This window comes from Planctomycetota bacterium (assembly GCA_018242585.1).
GTDB lineage: Bacteria > Planctomycetota > Planctomycetia > Pirellulales > PNKZ01 > JAFEBQ01.
Window position 1 is genome coordinate 133,149 of record JAFEBQ010000016.1, and the last position, 17,068, is coordinate 150,216.

Sequence of the window (17,068 nt, forward strand, 5' to 3'; positions counted from 1 at the left end):
CCTGAATGACCAGGGCAGGGGAGGGTTACGAGTCAGCGAGATTTTCAACCGCCACGCCGCGCAACGCAAGAGGCGGGGCGTCGCATTCGAGCAGCACTCAAGAGACGATAGCGGGGGTGGCACGTCCCCAGCGCAGCGCAGGGCGTGGGGAATCGCCAATCAAATATCGGCATCCGTACATGCTTCCCCACGCCCGAAGGACGGGCGTGCCACCCAGACGCTAAAGTGCGGCGCGAGCTATGGCGCCAACTCCGCGTGACGCGCGACCTGTTTCTGACCCTCGCCCCTTGCGGGAGAGGGTGGTTCGCGTTAGCGAACTGGGTGAGGGGTCGCGTCAGGCGGGCGCGATTTGCAGTGGCGCGTGGACCCTCATCCGGCCTATCGGCCACCTTCTCCCGGAGGGGAGAAGGGTTTGCGCTGGCTCGGTGACGATGGACGCCGGCGCGTGGTACGCACGGATGCGTACCCTCGCGGCCTGAATTACCGCACGGGATTCGCCCTTACGCCTCGCGCTTGCCGTCATTCCCGCGCAGGCGGGAATCTAGACCTTGTGGATGGCACCCTAGATTCCCGCCTGCGCGGGAATGACGGCATGTCTCGTTTCGCGATGGTGTGCGTGGTACGCATGTTGAAAGGGCTGGTCCCCTGCAACTGGCAATTCGTTTCAAAGCAGGCCACAATCGTCAGGTACAGGTAGCTGACCTACCAAATCTGGCCCGGCGTGCCGCCGAATGGTCTGGCCTTGAATCGAGAGCAGAAGCATGACGAGGGAGCAGAACGTGCCCGACGCGCTCAGCCGGCAATTGGCCCCGGTCCTGGACAGGCTGTACGACGGCTGGTGCGACTTCGATCAGCTCGACGATGACCAAATGCGCATGTGGGCGCTACTGCGACGCCTATCTCGACGAGCGAATCGGAAAATCATCAAGGCCGCCAAGCCTTATCAGAAGAAGTCGGTCTGACGAGCCTGCGGCGCGATAAGCTGGCAGTAATACTGTCACGCCGGACAAGGCACTGACCAATGGCCGATCCCAAGGGATACAAACTGTTCGTGAACCTGGGGGCGTCGCAGACGCGGCGGCGCTTGAAGGGGTTCGGTCACGGCGTGCGCAAGGTACAAACCGCCGGCCGCGAACGCGCCGTCGTCATTCACACCGCCACGGGTCGGCACTTCGACGAACTGGCCGCCCAGTTTGCTGACGTCGGCTGCGGGGTCAGACCGCCGACTCTCAGCAGGCCATGATCCATTTCCACGGCAGAGGCGATTCAACCAGCAGGTGCATCGCTCCTCGGTGCGTGGTATGCTTGTCGTATGGTTAACATTCCGCTCAATGACACGGTCGCTGCTGCTTTGAGTGCCCGGGCCGCCGCCCAGGGGATGACGGTCGAGGCATATCTCGAATGCGTGTTGCTGGCTGCGCCGTTACGCCCCACGGCACGACTATCTGTTGAGGAACTGGACCGCTTGCTGGATGCGGAAGCGACCAGCGGTTCATCACCAGCGGGCACGTTCGCTCGGGCCGAGCTATACAGCGACCACGACTGATGGCCAGCCTGATTGACACCGGGGTTCTGTTGCGGGCGTTCGATACATCTTCCCCGGAGTATCGCCCCATCCGGCAAGCGCTTCGCACGCTCTGGTTGCGTCAAGAGCGCCTCGTCGTCACGCTGCAAAACCTCGCTGAGTTCTGGAACGTCTCGACCAGGCCCATCGACAAGAACGGCTTTGGCTTGTCCGCTGAGCTTGCGGAAAGGCGGTTGACAATTGTTGAGCGAATCTGCGAGGTCGTGACCGAGGACGAACACTCGTATCGCATTTGGAAGGGGTTGCTCATCACTCATGCAGTGACGGGCGTTGCCGTGCATGATGCGAGATTGGTTTCTGTGATGCTCGCGCGTGGTGTCTCGACGGTGGTCACTCTTAATGAGCGAGACTTTCAGCGATATGGCGACATTGCCGTCGTCAATCCGCGCTCGCTCTAGTTCAACGCTCACTTGGCCTCGATGAATCTGTCAGTCACGGTGCTTCGTTCCTCGGTTGTTTGTCAGAGTAGGCCCACGCGCGTCCCTTGCTTTCCCCGTAATCGTTCCATCGTCGCGGCATTGTGTATTCACTTTAGGCTTGAATTCGCGTCAATCTGACGCCAACTCTGCCCGCCCGGACGTTTGTTGTCGGCTGCGCGGCGTGATACTCTGGGAGGATTCATTCCCAGCCCCAGGCGCGCTCCCCGCGCGAACCACGATCCCTTCACCGAGGCACGGCCCATGACCACTCCCCTGCATTCAACGCGACGTAGTTTTCTCAAGGCGACTGGCGCCGCGGTGGCTGCGCCGTACGTGATCACCTCGGCGGCGCTGGGCAGCGCGTCGCGTGCCGCGGCCAGTGACCGGATCGTGGTTGGCGGCATCGGCATCGGCAATCAAGGGCGCGGCGACCAGAACGCCTTTTTGAATCGCAAGGACGTTCAGTACGTCGCCCTCAGCGACGTCCGCGACGAAGTCCGTCAGAAGGCCAAAACCAACGTCGACGCCAAATACAGCAACAAGGACTGCCAGGTCTACAACGACTTCCGCGAGCTGCTGGCGCGGCCTGACATCGACGCGGTCCACATCGCCACGCCCGACCATTGGCACGCGGTGATGGTCATCGAAGCCTGCCGCCAAGGGAAAGACGTCTATTGCCAGAAGCCCGAGTCGCTGACCCTGGCCGAGGGGCCGTTGATGGTCGCGGCCGCGCGGCGCTACGGGCGCGTGGTCTCGGGTGGCAGCCAGCGCGTGCTGGGCGATTATCGCAAGTACGTCGATCCGGCCTGGGCCGGCGAGTACGGCACGATCAAGTCGATCAACGTCAACGTCAAGCCGCTGCCGCAACTGTGCAATCTGCCGGCGGAAGAAATGTCCGAGAAGATCGACTGGGACTTGTGGTTGGGACCGGCGCCGTGGGCGCCGTACAACTCGAAGCGCTGCAGCGGCAGCTTTTCGATCAACGGTTCGAGCTGGCGTTCGTTCAGCGATTACTCCGGCGGTGGCATGACCGACTGGGGCGCGCACCACTTTGGCGGCGCGTTGTTCACCTGTGACGTGCGCGAGCTACAGCCGACCGACGTCACCTATCACGAAGACAAGGACGGCCCCTGGCTGAGCTACCAGTATCCGAACGGTTTGCTGCTGACGCACAACAAGCCCAAGACGGACAACCTGGCCATCGAAGGAACGCCGGGCGAAAAGCTGCCGGCCAAGCCGGTGCCGGTCTACAAGGGGGACAGCATTTTCGGCGACTTCATCGAGTGTGTGAAGCGGCGCGAGAAGCCGTTCCGCGACATCGAGTTGGCCATCAACACGGCCGTGGTCAGCCACCTGGGGAACATCGCCTACCAGTTGCGCCGCTCGGTGAAGTGGGACACGGTGAAGCAAGAGTTCCCCGGCGACGCCGAGGCCAACCGGCTGTGCGATCGGGCGCGGCGCGAACCGTGGCAGTTGTAGTCGTCCTTTCGGCCGGTGCGCGACGCGCGTCGGCTCGTCCCGCAACCTGAAACATAAAACAAGCATTGCCTCATAAGGAATCAACGATGTTGGACGACGCCCTGGCCGCCTTGAAGGAATACGATTGGGGAACCGAGTTGGCCCCGCTCGCGCCGCTGGAAGACGCCTTGGCCGCGGCCCACGGCAACGCCGCGGCGACCCGCGCGCTGGAGGCCAAGCTGGTCGAGGTGCTGACCAGCGATGTCTCGCGCGATGCCAAGGACTACATCTGTCGCAAGCTGACGGTCATCGGCTCGGCGGCCTCGGTGCCGGCCCTGGCCGCACTGGTGGTCAAACCCGATCACGCCCACATGGCGCGGTTCGCCCTGGAGCAAAGCAGTGCGCCGGAAGCGGCGCAGGCCCTGCGCGACGCCGCCGGCAAGACCAGCGGCGGCGTGCGAGTGGGCATCGTCGGTTCGCTCGGCGCGCGTCAGGACGCGGCCGCGGTCGGGCTGTTGAAGGGACTGCTCGGCGACAGCGATGCGGCGACCGCGCGGGCGGCGGCGTTGGCGCTCGGCGCTATCGGCACGGCCGAGGCTGCCGCGGCCCTGCAAGCGGTCGCCAAGTCGGCTGGCTCGAACCAGACGAACGTCGTCGACGCCTTGCTCCACTGCGCCGAATCGTTGCTGGCCGGCAAGAACAGCAGCGCGGCGTTGGCGATCTATCAAGCGCTGGCCGGCGATGGCCAAGCGCGGCTCACACGGCTGGCCGCCACGCGCGGCATTCTGGCCTGTTCGTCGCAGCAAGCTTAACCCACTCACACGGCATTCAACTCTCGCGGAGATATCCATGTTACGAACGATGATGGGTTGCCTGGCCTTGGGGCTGTTGTGGCACGCGACGGCGGGCATCGCGCCGGCGGGGGAGAAGGAGGGATCGGGTCGCGCGATGGTCGTCAAGTTGATCGCTGACAGCGATCCCGAGTTCCGCGCGGCGGCGCTCGACCAGGTGCGCAGCGCCTTTGCGGGCGAGGCCGCGACCAAGGAGTTTGCCGCGCTGTTGGAGCAATTGAAAGAGCCTGCCCAGCAGGTCGGCTTGCTCAGCGCGCTGGCCGACCGGGGCGACAAGGCCGCTCGACCCGCTGTGCTGAAGTTGTTGGCCGCCAGTGGCGATGAAAGCGTCCGCGGCGCGGCCCTGGGCGCGCTGGCGGCCTTGGGTTCGGCCAATGAACTGCCGTTGATTATTACCGCGCTATCGGCTCAATCGGCCGTCGAGCGCGCGGCCGCGAAGCTGGCGCTCACTCAGATGCGCGGTGACGCCGTGACGAGCGCTTTGGCCGCCGATTTGAAGAGCGCCTCGCCGGTGGTGAAGGCGGCGTTGATCGAAGTGTTGGCCACGCGACGCGCCAGCGACGAGATTCCGACCTTCCTGACGGCCGCGCTTGACGACAACGCCCAGGTTCGCACCGCGGCCGTGAAGGCGCTGGGACAGATCGGCCGGCCCGAGCAGATTGGCCCCATGCTGGTCGCCGTGCTCAAAGCGCCCAAGGGGGGCGAGCGCGACGAGGCCGAGAAGAACGTGGCGCTGATTTGCGCGCGGATCGACAATGAAGACCGCCGCGGCGACGCGCTGATCAAGGCGCTCGACACGGTGTCGCCGGCCGAGCGGGACCAGTTGTTGTCGCTTGTCGGTCGAGTGGGCGGCAAGAAGCTGATCAAGTTCGTGGCTGACATCGCCACCGGTTCGGATACCGCCCGCCGCAAGCTGGGGGTCGACGCTCTGACCAAGTGGCCCGACGCCAGCCCGGCCGACACGCTGCTGGAAATCGCGCGCAAGGCCGGCTCGCCCGCGGATCGGGCCACGGCCTTTCAAGGCTACGTCAAAGTCGCGTCGATGCGCGACAAGCGGAACGATAAGCAGCGCCTGGACCGGATGAAGCAAGCCATCAAGGAAGCGCAGACCGACGAGGAGAAGACGCTGGTGATTCGCCTGGCGCGGACATCGTATGACGTCGACACGCTACGGTTCGTGCTGCCCTACGTGGACGAGTCGCCGTTTGCCCAGATTGCTTGCGAGACGATCGTCGAACTGGCTCACCATCGCGAGGTGCGCGACCCGAACAAGGCCGAGTTCGACAAGGCGCTCGACAAGGTGATCGCCGCGACCAGCAATCCCGAGGTGGTTGAACGGGCCAACCGCTACAAGCGGGGCGAAACCTGGGACCGGGCCACAAAAGGCAAATAGTCGCGCTAGGATTGATCGCGCCGGAGCTGACCTGCGCGAGGCGCGATCAAGTTGGCGCCGCGAAGCTATTGCGCGGCCGACCCGACACCCGGCATTCCGCTCGGACCTTGTCGTCTGGCTGGCCATGTTCGCCATCTTGAGAATCACGTTGGCGGCAAACTAGATGTTGTGACAATCTCGGGTTCGAGATGCACCAATGTTGCTCAAAGTGCTGAAGCGGCGCGGCACGGCGCGGCAAGGCGTGGACGGTCGGTTGCTTGTCGCGGCGGTCGTTCTCTTGGCGCTTGCCAATGAGTTGTTTCCGTTGCCGCTGGCCCATGCCGCGCGCGCGGATCGGCCGCCGAACATCGTCGTCGTTTTAGCCGACGACCTCGGCTGGGCCGATCTAGGGTGTTACGGCGCTGACTTGCACGAGACGCCTCACTTGGATCGGCTGGCCCGCGAGGGGGTGCGGTTCACCGACGCTTACGCCATGAGCGTCTGCACGCCGACGCGCGCTTGTTTGATGACTGGCAAGCACGCGGCCCGCTTGGGCATGACCATCTGGGCCGAGGCCGCCTTCGAGCCGCCCAAACCGCAACGGCTCATTCCGCCGCCGGCCGAGCATAACTTGTCCCGCACCGAAACGACGATCGCGTCGCGCTTGCAGCAGGCCGGCTATCTGACCGCGCTCGTCGGCAAATGGCACCTCGGCGATCCGCTTCACTATCCCGAGACGCACGGGTTCGACATCAACATCGGCGGCACCTTGTGGGGTGCGCCCCAGACGTTCTTCTACCCGTACCGTGGGCAGGGGATGTACGGCAACGAGTATCGCTACGTGCCCCATTTGGAATTCGGCAAGCCGGGGGAATACCTGACCGACCGGCTGACCGACGAGGCGTTGCATGTGATCGATCGCGCCGGCGACCAGCCCTTCTTGCTGTACCTGGCCCATCACGCGCCGCACACGCCCATCGAAGCCAAGCCGGCCGACGTGTCGTACTTTCAGGCCAAAGTGCGCCCCGACATGAAGCACCGTCACGCCACGTACGCCGCGATGATCAAGAGTCTGGACGAAAGCGTCGGCCGCGTGATGGATCGCTTGGAAAAGCGCGGCCTGGCCGACAACACGTTGATCCTGTTTACCAGCGACAACGGTGGCTACGTCGGCCGCGAGCGCCGCGACGCCGTGCCGGTGACCGACAACGCGCCGCTGCGCTCGGGCAAGGGTTCGCTCTATGAAGGGGGCGTGCGTGTGCCGTTGATCGTCCGCTGGCCGGGGGTCACGCCCGCCGGCGCTGTCAGCACGACGCCGGTCGTGACGATGGACTTGCCGTGCACGTTGGCCACGGCGGCCCGCTTGCCGCCGGCGAAGGATGCGGTGACCGACGGACTCGATCTGACGCCGGTGCTGAAGGAGCCGACACAGCAGCTGGCGCGCGAGGCGCTCTATTTCCATTACCCCCACTACTATCACACCACGTCGCCGGCCAGCGCGGTCCGCGCCGGCACGTGGAAGCTGATCGAGTACTTCGAGGACGGGCGGTTGGAGTTGTACGACTTGGCCAGTGACCTGGGGGAACAAAAGAACCTGGCCGCCGATCAACCCGAGCGCGCCAAGGAACTGAAGGCGCAACTAGCCGCGTGGCGCGAATCGATCGGCGCGCGGTTGCCGACGGTAAACCCCGACTTCAAGCCGAAGCAACCGCCGAAGGGGAAATAGAATTTCCACTGGATTACCCAACGGGTCGGGAATCGAATCATGACAAAACGCCTGATTACGGCCGCGATTCTGCCATGCGTCTTTATTTGGGGGTGCGATCGGTCAACGGTCGAAAGACCGGCACATTCAGCCGACCCGCCGATCGAACAGGCGTCCTCCAATCTTAGGCAGTTCACACGCACGCTTTTTCCTTATCACGACGGTCGTGCTTGGGGATATATGAATCGCGAGGGGAAGACTGTCATTGCCCCTGAATTTGGCGGCCCTGGTGATTTTTTCGATGACGTAGCGGTGACCGAGAAAGGCGGTGTCAAAGGTCTGCTTAACTCGTCAGGTGAATTCTTGGCCGTGCCGGAATACGACAGGATCTATCGCGTTTCAAACGGTCGAGCGCGTGTTGCCAAGCGGCAGAACGAGCTGAAGATGTTTGTCGGTAATTTCGAGCGGTTCTCGTTTGTTGGATTGGATGGGAAGCAAATATCAACAGAGTGGTTTGACGTTGCCGGCGACTTCTCTGAAGGCTTGGCGAGGGTGAATCAAGGGGCTCGTGTCTTTCGCGGCGATGTCAAGGGAGGCAAGTGGGGCTATATCAACACCTCTGGCAAGGTTGCGATCGAACTTCAGTTCGAAGACGTGGGCGATTTTTTCGAGGGTCTCGCTCGCGCGAAGAAAGACGGCAAATGGGGATTCATTGATCGAACCGGAAGTTTTCAGATTAATCCTCAGTATCCGTACGTAGGAGACTTTTCCGAAGGGCTTGCTGCTGTCGACGATGTACTATTGATTCGAAACTCGCCGTTGCGCGACTGCCGGTATATCGATCAGCACGGCAATGTGAAAATCGCGGGCCCATTCGCAAACGGATACGAGTTTTCCGAGGGCAGAGCCGTTGTAACGGACAATGGTGGACCAGAGGGCGAGATGTACTACATCGACCACGACGGGAAGGTCGTGATCAGTTTGGGCTTGGAAATCGCCTTAGAGTTTTCGGACGGGTTGGCGTGCGTGTGGAAGGACGAGAAGTGGGGATTCATCGACCGCGATGGCAGATGGGTAATGGAGCCCCAGTTTGAAAACAGATCTGAGTTCGTCGGCGGGCTCGCCTCCGTGGATGGGCGAGGAGGATCCTGGTACATCGACAAAACAAACAAACGGATCCGCGAGAGATAGTATTGGTCCTTTTCTTTCTTCTACGTCCGTCGTGGCTCCGTGCCTCCGTGGCGAAAAAGTGCTGCAATTCGCGGGGAAGGCGGCCCCTGGGCTTGGGCCGATTCGGCCGGGTAGAATGGAGCCATGCGCCCCATCCTCGACCTTTCCTTCGACGACCTCAAAGCCTGGCTTGCCGAGCGCGAGCTGCCCGCGTATCGCGCCGCGCAAATCCGCCGCTGGCTCTACCAGTCCCGGGCCGCGTCGTTCGACGACATGTCCGACTTGCCGCGCGCGGTTCGTGACGCCTTGAAGTCCGAGTTCACCCTCTGGACCAGCCAGATCGTCACTCACAAGCAGGCCGGCGACGGGACCGAAAAGCTACTGCTCGAATGGCACGACAAGCACCGGATCGAGTGCGTCCTGATTCGCGAAGGGGAACGCCGCACGGTCTGCATCAGCACCCAAGTCGGCTGCGCGATGGGCTGTGTGTTTTGCGCCAGCGGCCTGGACGGCGTGGCCCGCAACCTGACCACCGGCGAGATCATCGAACAGATGTTGCGTCTGTCGCGGCTGCTGCCGGCTGAAGAGCGCTTGAGCCATGTCGTGGTGATGGGCATGGGTGAGCCGCTGGCCAATCTGAATCACTTGCTGCCGGCGCTGAAGACGATTTGCGATCCCGAATGCTTCGGCATCAGTCAGCGGCGGGTCACCGTCTCGACCGTCGGGCTGCCACCGGCCCTCGACCGGTTGGCCCAGGAAGAAGCCCACTACCACCTGGCCGTGTCGCTCCACGCGCCCAACGACGAGTTGCGCAATCAACTGGTGCCGGTCAACAAAAACATCGGGCTGGCCGCCGTGCTGGCCGCGGCCGATCGCTACTTCGAGGCCTCGGGGCGACGGCTGACGTTCGAGTACGTCCTGCTCGGCGGTCTGAACGATCGACCCCAGCACGCCAAGCAACTGGTCGGGCTGTTGTCCCGGCGGACGGCCATGCTGAACGTGATTCCTTATAACCCGGTCTCGGGCTTGCCCTACCAGACGCCGACCGCGCGCGACCAAGCCGCGTTTTTGGACATCCTGCGACGCGGCGGAGTTAACGTGCAAGTGCGTGTCCGCAAAGGAGATCAGATCGACGCCGCCTGTGGCCAATTGCGCCGCTCGAACGTCGACGTGGTGACGCTAGCACCGCTGCCGAGCGGTTAAACACTCGGCTTGAGCGCTTTCCGTGATAGTGTAGCGGAAACCAAGCCGGCGGCTCTGCCGCCGATCAAAGGCGACAAAGTCGCCGGCTTGGGTAATCTTGCGCTACAAACTCCCGAGTTGCGTGCTGAGCGTGCGAAAGTCGTCCGAGCGCAAACGGCGGGAAACTTTCCCGGCGCGGCCGGGGTTTAATCGAGTGCGGAGCAGATTCGAGGAAGAGCGCCCTTGTCCAACGGCCTGAGTTCGTCGTCGACCTATGCGCTGCGGGACCCCGACGTCCGGCTGATGCTCGCGGTGCGCAACGACGACGCCACGGCCTTCGAGGAACTGGTGTTGCGCTACCAGAATCGGCTGGTCACGGTGCTCACCCACCTGGTCAGCGACGCCGAGCTGGCCGAAGACCTGGCCCAGGAGGTCTTCTTGCGGATCTATCGCGCGCGAAAGAAGTACACGCCCGGCTCGAAGTTTTCGACCTGGCTGTTTACCATCGCCAACAACGTGGCCAGCAACGCGCGGCGGACGTTGGCCCGGCGGCGCGAAGTGCAAATGGTCGCGCCGGCCGGCGTGGCCACGACCACGACGATGCCGCTCGAGCAAATCGCCCTGGCCGCCAGCGGGCTGATGCCGGCGCGGCAGGTCGACAAGGCCGAGCTAAGGGCTCAGGTCCGCCAGGCGCTCAATTCATTGAATGAGCGCCAGCGATTGGCGGTGCTGTTGAACAAGTTCGAGAACATGAGCTACGCCGACATTGCCGAGACGATGGAGCTATCGCCCGAGGCGGTGAAGTCGTTGTTATCGCGCGCCCGCGTGCAGTTGCGCGAGGTGCTGGAACCCTACCTGGCAACCGGTCGGCAGCGTGAAGCCCAGTAAGTGCGACGCCCAGTAAAAGTGTAAGACCGAGCATGTCTGAGTCTGATTTAAAAGACGAAACGCCCGACGCCAGCCAGGCGACGTTCGAGCAATTGACGGCGTATCTCGACGGCGAGCTCGATGCCGAGCAAAGCCGGCAGATCGACGAGCGCTTGGCCGCCGAGCCGGCGCTGCGCCAGCAGTTGCAACACCTGGAGAAGGCGTGGCGGATGCTCGACGATCTGCCCCGGCAGGAGGTGGCGTCGACCTTCACCTCCACGACCTTGGCCATGGCCGCCGTCCGCGAAGCCGACGAGGCCGCGCTCGAAACGACCGCAGCCGGTGCGTCGCGGCGCTGGGTGTTGTGGCCGGCGGCGTTGTTCTTGGCCGCGGCGGGGGGGTTCCTGGGCGTGGCGCTCGCGCGCCCCGACCCGAATCGGCTGCTGCTCGCAGACTTGCCGGTGATCGAAAACCTGGACGCCTATCGGCACGCCGAAAGCATCGACTTCCTGCGCAAATTGCAGGCCAGCGGGCTGTTCACTGACAAGTCGTCGGGCAGCAAGCCAGCGGACAGCAAGTTGCCAGCGGCGAATCGACCTGGCGAAACCATTGAAGCGAAGGTTGCTGTCAGCGAGAGGTTGAGTCAGCGGCGCGAACGTGTTGCCAAGCTTGCCCCCGCCGATCGGGAACGACTGCTCGACAAGTACGATCGCTACCAGCGGCTTGACGAAGCCGAGCGCGAACGACTTAGACAGCTCGATCGAGACATCAACTCGGCTGCCGACGGCGCGGCGCTGCGCGAGCTGCTGGTCCGCTATGACTTGGCGTTGAATCGGTTGCCGGCGGCTCAGCGGCAGGAACTGCTCGCCTTGCCGGGCGAGCAACGCATCCAGCGAATGCAAGAAGCCCGTCGTGCCGAGCGGTTCGACATGACACGCCGGCTCACCCCGGCCGACGCGGCAGCCGTGGCCGACTGGCTCGAGAAGCTGCTTGCTCGACTGGGACCGGCCGAGGCCGAGCGACTGGTCCGCCGCATTGCGCTACAACAAGGTTTCGCTGGTGACCAAGGGCGTGGGCCGGTCTTCAACGACTTGATGACGCTGCGCGAGCAGTTGTCCGAGCCCGCGCGCGAGCAATTGAACAAAGCCACCACGCCGCAACAGAAGCTGGAAGTTCTGACCGCCTGGATGCGGCAAGGGCTGATGACGCTGGCCATGCGGAAGACCGCGGCGCAGCAAGGTGAGTTGACGCCGGAGCGGATGTGGAACTTCTTCCAGCACGAATTGTCCGACGCCGATCGCCAGCGGCTGATGGGTTTGCCGGCCGAGGAAATGAAGCAGCAACTCTGGCGGCTCTACCAAATTCAGAGTCTGGTGCCGAATCGTCCGGCGGGGTCGCCGAGTGACAACTCGGGGGCGAATCGTCGCCGACCGAACGGCGAGCCGGGCAAGCCGAACGAGCGCGGCAACATCGAGCCGGGCGGCCAGCCGCCGTTCAACCGGCCGAATCAGTTTGGCCCGCGCAATCAGAATCAGACCCCACAGGGTCGGCCGGGCGTAAATCGCGGCATGGGTGGCGCGCCCAACGACGGTGCTAAACCCAAGGATGGCGCTAAACCTGGCGAGGGGCCGAAGCCGCCGGAGAATCAGCGTCCTGCCGCGCCGCCGCCAGTTGCCGACGGCGACTCGGGGCCGAAGTAATCGCCGACGTCGATCGGATGGCCGCGAAGGAACTCGGCGACGTTCATCATCCGTTTGCCGGCAGGTTGCAGCGAATCGATTCGCAACTGCCCAGCGCCGGTTTGCACGAGCAATTCGGTTTCGCCGCTCGCGGCTTGCTTACCCGCGTGGGCGACCTGGCCCGGCGCTCGTTGCGGGGCATCGCTCGCGACGATTTGCACGTGACCGAGGATCAGCCGCAGCGGCGCGCCGCCGTGGGCGCGATGCAAGAACGTCAACGTGCGCGGCCACGGTTCGAACGCGCGGACCTGATCCTTGAGCTGCTGGGCCGTGCGTTGCCAGTCGATCGCGGCGTCGGTCTTGCGCAAGCGGCGCGCCGGTGACACCAACGCCGGGTCTTGTGGAATAGCGCCCGATTGGCCCGCCGCTAGTTGTTCGAGCGCCGTAACCACCAGCGGCGCGCCAAGTTGCGACAGGCGGTGTTCCAAAGCCACGGCGTCTTCATCGGGCTCGATCGGCGTACTTGTGATCGCCAGCGCCGGCCCGGCGTCGACGCGCGGCGTCATTTGAATTACCGTCACGCCACTTTCGGCGTCGCCGTTATAGATGGCCCAATTGATCGGCGCCGCGCCGCGATATTTGGGCAACAGCGACCCGTGCAGGTTCACACCCCCCAGCCGCGCCAGGGCCAGTGTCTCGGGGGCCAGGATTTGACCGTAGTCGGCCACGACCAGGACGTCGGGCTGGTGCTTGGCCAACTCGTCGCGCGCTTCGGGTGTGTTGATCGACTCGGGGTCGAAGATCGGAATGTTGTGCCGCTCGCCGGCTGCGCGCATGGGATTCGGCGGCGGGCCGCCGCGGCCATGCTCCGCGGGGCGCGGCTTGGTGACCAGCAGCAACACTTGATGACGCGAAGCGAGCAGCGCCTCGAACATGGGGACCGCGAACGGGCCGGTTCCCATGACGATGATGCGGAGTGGGGCGGAACCGTGGGGGAGTGGGGGTGTGGGGGCGTGGGAGGGTGACGAGTCGGAGTCGTTGGGGCGGGCGTTTTCTGTCACGGTGGCCGCCCTTGGTTAGCTGCGCTGGGCTTCGAGTTCGGCGATGCGAGCGGCGATTTGCGCGTCGCCGGGAATCTCGCCCCGCTCGCGCCGCTGGGCGAACTCGGTTTCGAACTCGGCAATCTGATCCTTCGACGCCAGCAACTGGGTCGGACTGAGCCGATCGATGAACAGCACCCCATCCAGGTGATCGTTCTCGTGTTGCAACACCCGGGCGAAGCGCCCCTTGGCTTCCAGCCGGATCGGCTTGCCGGCAAGATCGAACGCTTCGAGCGACACCTGGGCCGGCCGCCGCACCTGGGCGTAAAGGCCCGGCAGGCTCAAGCAACCTTCTTCGTCTTCTTCGGAGCCTTTGTGCTTGCTGAGGACCGGATTCAAAATGACGAACTCCTCGTCCTTCAAGCCCGGATCCCCCGACTCGTTGACGATGAACAGCCGATAGGGCAAATCGACTTGCGTGGCGGCGAGCCCGCACCCCTTGTGCTTGTACATCAGCTCGAACATCTCGGCGACCATGCCGCGCAGCTCGGCATCGACGCGGCGCAGCGGGAGCGCCTTGCGACGAAGCGTAGGGTGCGGGTAGGTGATAATGCGCAGCGGCACGCCAGCAATCTCCGATCGGCAGGGAAACGGACAATTATAGCCAGCCGGGCAGTCTTGGGGCAGGGCTGGTGGGGACTAACCACGGAGACACCGAGGCACGGAGGTTTGCACGGAGAGGAGACGGCGGAGAACGCAGGGGAGCAAGGGGGCAGGGAGGGTGAGTGACGCAGTTGATGCATGCAGAAATCGCCGATAATGCTCGACATTTATTCGATCGAATGCGACGATGGGTATATCGGAAGCCAATCGGGAGTGGAACCATGATGTCGCGAGAACAAATCGCTCAACAGGCATTGGCGCTGAATGCCGAAGACCGCATGTACGTTGCCGACGTGTTGGAGCAGAGCCTGTCGAACGACGGTTTTGCCACCCCTGAAATCGCTGCGGCGTGGTCAGCGGAGATCGAGCGACGGCTGGCGGAGTATGAGCGCGGCGAGGTCAAAGGCTTGGATGCCGATGAGGTTCTAGTTCGCTTGCACGAGCGATTGGCCGCCTTCCGCAAGCAGCAGGCGTCCTCGTGAAGGTGATTGTACTCCCACGAGCTGAGCTCGAAGTGAGCGAAGCGTCCCTTTGGTACGACAACCAGTCGGTCGGGTTGGGGGCCAGGTTTCTATCGACGTTCGGCGAGTCGCTGCGGCAGATCAGTCTTGCTCCGCAGCGCGCGCCCCTGCTGGAAGGGCTTCCCAGCTCTCGTGGCGTTCGCCGCATTCGCCTTGCACCGTTTCCGTATCTAGTGGTGTATGCGGTTGCAAATGAGCAAGTGACCGTTGTGGCGGTGAGTCACGCCAGCCGTCGGCCGTTTTATTGGCTGCCGCGATTGAAGCGGGGCGAATGATTGGTTCCTGGCTCTCAGCACCGCGTGCGGCGGCTGATTAGGTATTCCATCAGCGCGCGGTCGAATTGCATGCTGGTGTCCAGCGGCACATAGTCGACGCCGGTCTGGGCGCAGTCGCGGCGATACTCGTCGCGGAACGACTCGATCTGTTCCAGGTATTCGTGCCGGTAGCCGGCGGCGTCGAGCGTCAGCTTCTCGTTCGCCTCGGGGTCTTCCAACTCGACCATGCCGTCGAACGGAAACCGCACCTCGGCTTCGTCCAAAATGTGGAACAAGATCACGTCATGCCCGCCGTGGCGCAGTCGATGCAGCGCGCGCAGCACCGGTTCCGGGTCGGCCAGCAGATCGCTGAAGATCATCACCAGACTGCGGTGCTTGAGCATGGCGGCGATCTGGATGATCGACTTGGCGATCTCGGTCTTGCCGGTCGGTTGCAGCTTGGCCAGCAGCGACAAGATATTGGCCAACTGCGTGCGCTTGGACCGAGGGGGCAGACTGTTGCGAATTCGCTCGTCGAAGGTGATCAGGCCGACCGGGTCTTGCTGGTGGATCATCAAGTAGCCCAGGGCCGCGGCCAGGCAGATGGCGTAGTCGAACTTGTTCATCTGCTGCCGGTAGGTGTAGGCCATTGACCGGCTCAGGTCCATCACCAGGTAGCCGGTGATGTTCGTCTCGGCCTCGAACTTTTTGACGTAGTACTTGTCGGTCTTGGCGTAGACCAGCCAGTCGATGTCTTGCGGATTGTCCCCTGGGGTGTACTTGCGGTGCTCGCTGAACTCGACCGAAAAGCCCTGGAACGGGCTGGCGTGCAGACCTTGCAAGAAGCCTTTGACGATGAACTGCGCGCGCAGATCAAGCCGCGAAATCTGCCGCGCAACGTCAGGGCGTAAATACTTCTCAGCCGCGGTCATCTGTTGAGCTTCAGTTCAGCAGGTTTTTCAGCGCAAAGACGCAAAGGAAATTGCAAAAGAGTTGAATCGCGGGGGACTCTGAGAATCGCGGAGAGGGAAGTTGATATGAAAGTTTCTCCGCGTCTCTCTGCGATCTCTGCGTTTCAAATGTCTTTGGTATTCTTTGCGCCCTTTGCGTCTTTGCGGTTCAAACTCTCCGCTCACTCGAACTTCGGAATTTCCGGCACGGGGATTTCCTTGATCAGCCGTTGGATCACTTCTTCGCTGCTCATCCCTTCGGCCTGGGCCTGGAAGTTCGTGCTGATGCGGTGTCGCAGCACCGGGACCGCCACGCGCTGGATGTCTTCGATGGCCACCGAAAAGCGGCCATCCATCGCGGCCAGCGCCTTGCCGCCGTGAATCAAGAACTGCCCGGCGCGCGGACCCCCTCCCCAATCGACCAGCTCTTGCACAAATTTCGGCGCGCTGGGGTCCTTGGGGCGCGTGGCCCGGACCAGCCGCGACACGTACTTGATGATGTACTCGCTGACCGCTACCGAGTTGACCAGCTTTTGCAGATTCAGGATCGCGCGCCCCGACAACACCTTGCGCACCTCGGGGCGCTCGCCGCGCGTGGTCGCGGCGAGAATCTGTTCCTCTTCGCTGGCGGTCGGGTAGCCGACCTTGATGTTGAACATGAACCGGTCGAGCTGCGCCTCGGGCAGCGGGTAGGTTCCTTCCTGCTCGATCGGGTTCTGGGTGGCGATCGTGAAGAACGGCTCGGGCAGGGTGTAGGTCTGCTGCCCGACCGAGATTTCGCGCTCCTGCATCGCCTGCAACAGCGCGGCCTGCGTCTTGGGCGGCGTGCGGTTGATTTCGTCGGCCAACAGAATGTTGGTGAAGATCGGCCCTTCGACAAAGCGGAAGTTCCGCCGGCCGTGCTCGTCTTCTTCCAGCACGTTGGTCCCGGTGATGTCCGACGGCATCAGGTCGGGCGTGAACTGAATGCGCTTGAACTGCACGTCCAGAATCTTGGCCAGCGTGCTCACCATCAACGTCTTGGCCAGCCCCGGCACCCCTTCGAGCAGGCAGTGCCCGCGGGTAAAGATAGCCGCGAACAGTTGCTCGATCACCTCGTTCTGGCCGACGATGACCTTTTGCAATTCCTCCTGCATGAGCCGCCGGTGTTGGCTGAACTCGCGCAGCACGTCTCCCAAGTTGCGGGTACTTCCGGTAGACAACGCAGCTCCTTCGCGCAGCGGTTCTTTCGATGTTGTCAGACGCCGTCGGGCACGTCCGGTATCTTATCGGTTGGTTTGTGATCGGGCTACGGTCGGCAGCGTCCGGCGGTCGAGCGCTGGCGGCATGGCGGGTTCGCAAGTTCGCTTCCG

Annotated in this window: 18 protein-coding genes; 14 read left to right on the top strand and 4 right to left on the bottom strand. The window is 63.3% G+C overall.

Annotated features, from left to right (window positions below; genetic code table 11):
• The first annotated feature begins 761 nt into the window (after positions 1-761).
• The 12 genes from JSS27_09330 to JSS27_09385 all read left to right on the top strand — a co-directional run bounded on the left by JSS27_09330 (position 762) and on the right by JSS27_09385 (position 12,309).
• Entirely contained in the window at positions 762-962 is a 201-nt protein-coding gene (locus JSS27_09330) for a hypothetical protein (GenBank protein MBS0209142.1), read from the top strand.
• A 59-nt stretch (positions 963-1,021) separates the two neighbouring features.
• Entirely contained in the window at positions 1,022-1,243 is a 222-nt protein-coding gene (locus JSS27_09335) for a hypothetical protein (protein ID MBS0209143.1), read from the top strand.
• 69 nt (positions 1,244-1,312) lie between these two features.
• Positions 1,313-1,546 carry a hypothetical protein gene (locus JSS27_09340; GenBank protein MBS0209144.1) on the top strand — a complete coding sequence of 78 codons (234 nt, stop codon included), beginning with the start codon at positions 1,313-1,315 and terminating at the stop codon, positions 1,544-1,546.
• Positions 1,546-1,983: a PIN domain-containing protein gene (locus JSS27_09345; GenBank protein ID MBS0209145.1), complete on the top strand. Its 438-nt coding sequence runs from the start codon at positions 1,546-1,548 to the stop codon at positions 1,981-1,983. Before JSS27_09340 ends, JSS27_09345 begins: the two co-directional genes overlap by 1 nt.
• 282 nt (positions 1,984-2,265) lie before the next feature.
• Positions 2,266-3,483: a Gfo/Idh/MocA family oxidoreductase gene (locus JSS27_09350; GenBank protein MBS0209146.1), complete on the top strand. Its 1,218-nt coding sequence runs from the start codon at positions 2,266-2,268 to the stop codon at positions 3,481-3,483.
• 86 nt (positions 3,484-3,569) lie between these two features.
• Positions 3,570-4,274 (top strand): HEAT repeat domain-containing protein, encoded by a 705-nt coding sequence (locus JSS27_09355; GenBank protein ID MBS0209147.1) that lies wholly within the window; start codon positions 3,570-3,572, stop codon positions 4,272-4,274.
• Between the two features lie 37 nt (positions 4,275-4,311).
• A complete protein-coding gene (locus JSS27_09360) occupies positions 4,312-5,706 on the top strand; it encodes a HEAT repeat domain-containing protein (GenBank protein MBS0209148.1) in 1,395 nt (464 codons plus the stop codon).
• Between the two features lie 196 nt (positions 5,707-5,902).
• Complete coding sequence (locus tag JSS27_09365) at positions 5,903-7,411, top strand: sulfatase (protein MBS0209149.1); 1,509 nt, start codon at positions 5,903-5,905, stop codon at positions 7,409-7,411.
• Positions 7,412-7,450: 39 nt separating this feature from the next.
• The gene (locus tag JSS27_09370; protein MBS0209150.1) at positions 7,451-8,581 is read left to right on the top strand and encodes a WG repeat-containing protein; all 1,131 of its coding nucleotides are present in this window, start codon (positions 7,451-7,453) and stop codon (positions 8,579-8,581) included.
• A gap of 123 nt (positions 8,582-8,704) precedes the next feature.
• Complete coding sequence (gene rlmN, locus JSS27_09375; protein ID MBS0209151.1) at positions 8,705-9,763, top strand: 23S rRNA (adenine(2503)-C(2))-methyltransferase RlmN; 1,059 nt, start codon at positions 8,705-8,707, stop codon at positions 9,761-9,763.
• Positions 9,764-10,045: 282 nt separating this feature from the next.
• Positions 10,046-10,630, top strand: a complete 585-nt coding sequence (locus tag JSS27_09380; GenBank protein ID MBS0209152.1) for a sigma-70 family RNA polymerase sigma factor — start codon at positions 10,046-10,048, stop codon at positions 10,628-10,630.
• 32 nt (positions 10,631-10,662) lie between these two features.
• Entirely contained in the window at positions 10,663-12,309 is a 1,647-nt protein-coding gene (locus JSS27_09385; protein MBS0209153.1) for a hypothetical protein, read from the top strand.
• On the opposite strand, the gene JSS27_09390 is transcribed toward JSS27_09385, so the two are convergent.
• Entirely contained in the window at positions 12,255-13,250 is a 996-nt protein-coding gene (locus JSS27_09390) for a methionyl-tRNA formyltransferase (GenBank protein MBS0209154.1), read from the bottom strand. The genes JSS27_09385 and JSS27_09390 overlap by 55 nt on opposite strands.
• Positions 13,251-13,364: 114 nt before the next feature.
• Positions 13,365-13,952 carry a peptide deformylase gene (def, locus tag JSS27_09395; protein MBS0209155.1) on the bottom strand — a complete coding sequence of 196 codons (588 nt, stop codon included), beginning with the start codon at positions 13,950-13,952 and terminating at the stop codon, positions 13,365-13,367.
• 260 nt (positions 13,953-14,212) lie between these two features.
• On the opposite strand from def, the gene JSS27_09400 reads away from it, so the two are divergent.
• Both JSS27_09400 and JSS27_09405 read left to right on the top strand, forming a co-directional pair.
• The gene (locus JSS27_09400; GenBank protein MBS0209156.1) at positions 14,213-14,473 is read left to right on the top strand and encodes an addiction module protein; all 261 of its coding nucleotides are present in this window, start codon (positions 14,213-14,215) and stop codon (positions 14,471-14,473) included.
• A 32-nt stretch (positions 14,474-14,505) separates the two neighbouring features.
• Entirely contained in the window at positions 14,506-14,787 is a 282-nt protein-coding gene (locus tag JSS27_09405; GenBank protein MBS0209157.1) for a type II toxin-antitoxin system RelE/ParE family toxin, read from the top strand.
• Between the two features lie 14 nt (positions 14,788-14,801).
• Here the strand turns inward: JSS27_09405 and JSS27_09410 are convergent, their stop codons facing one another.
• Both JSS27_09410 and JSS27_09415 read right to left on the bottom strand, forming a co-directional pair.
• Positions 14,802-15,698 (bottom strand): DUF58 domain-containing protein, encoded by an 897-nt coding sequence (locus tag JSS27_09410; GenBank protein MBS0209158.1) that lies wholly within the window; start codon positions 15,696-15,698, stop codon positions 14,802-14,804.
• A gap of 200 nt (positions 15,699-15,898) precedes the next feature.
• Positions 15,899-16,885, bottom strand: a complete 987-nt coding sequence (locus JSS27_09415) for a MoxR family ATPase (GenBank protein MBS0209159.1) — start codon at positions 16,883-16,885, stop codon at positions 15,899-15,901.
• Between the last annotated feature and the right edge of the window lie 183 nt (positions 16,886-17,068).

Coding starts and splice junctions, on each gene's coding strand:
- JSS27_09330 (MBS0209142.1), top strand. CDS start 762: ATGACGAGGGAGCAGAACGTGCCCGACGCGCTCAGCCGGCAATTGGCC.
- JSS27_09335 (MBS0209143.1), top strand. CDS start 1,022: ATGGCCGATCCCAAGGGATACAAACTGTTCGTGAACCTGGGGGCGTCG.
- JSS27_09340 (MBS0209144.1), top strand. CDS start 1,313: ATGGTTAACATTCCGCTCAATGACACGGTCGCTGCTGCTTTGAGTGCC.
- JSS27_09345 (MBS0209145.1), top strand. CDS start 1,546: ATGGCCAGCCTGATTGACACCGGGGTTCTGTTGCGGGCGTTCGATACA.
- JSS27_09350 (MBS0209146.1), top strand. CDS start 2,266: ATGACCACTCCCCTGCATTCAACGCGACGTAGTTTTCTCAAGGCGACT.
- JSS27_09355 (MBS0209147.1), top strand. CDS start 3,570: ATGTTGGACGACGCCCTGGCCGCCTTGAAGGAATACGATTGGGGAACC.
- JSS27_09360 (MBS0209148.1), top strand. CDS start 4,312: ATGTTACGAACGATGATGGGTTGCCTGGCCTTGGGGCTGTTGTGGCAC.
- JSS27_09365 (MBS0209149.1), top strand. CDS start 5,903: ATGTTGCTCAAAGTGCTGAAGCGGCGCGGCACGGCGCGGCAAGGCGTG.
- JSS27_09370 (MBS0209150.1), top strand. CDS start 7,451: ATGACAAAACGCCTGATTACGGCCGCGATTCTGCCATGCGTCTTTATT.
- rlmN (MBS0209151.1), top strand. CDS start 8,705: ATGCGCCCCATCCTCGACCTTTCCTTCGACGACCTCAAAGCCTGGCTT.
- JSS27_09380 (MBS0209152.1), top strand. CDS start 10,046: ATGCTCGCGGTGCGCAACGACGACGCCACGGCCTTCGAGGAACTGGTG.
- JSS27_09385 (MBS0209153.1), top strand. CDS start 10,663: ATGTCTGAGTCTGATTTAAAAGACGAAACGCCCGACGCCAGCCAGGCG.
- JSS27_09390 (MBS0209154.1), bottom strand. CDS start 13,250: ATGGGAACCGGCCCGTTCGCGGTCCCCATGTTCGAGGCGCTGCTCGCT.
- JSS27_09400 (MBS0209156.1), top strand. CDS start 14,213: ATGATGTCGCGAGAACAAATCGCTCAACAGGCATTGGCGCTGAATGCC.
- JSS27_09410 (MBS0209158.1), bottom strand. CDS start 15,698: ATGACCGCGGCTGAGAAGTATTTACGCCCTGACGTTGCGCGGCAGATT.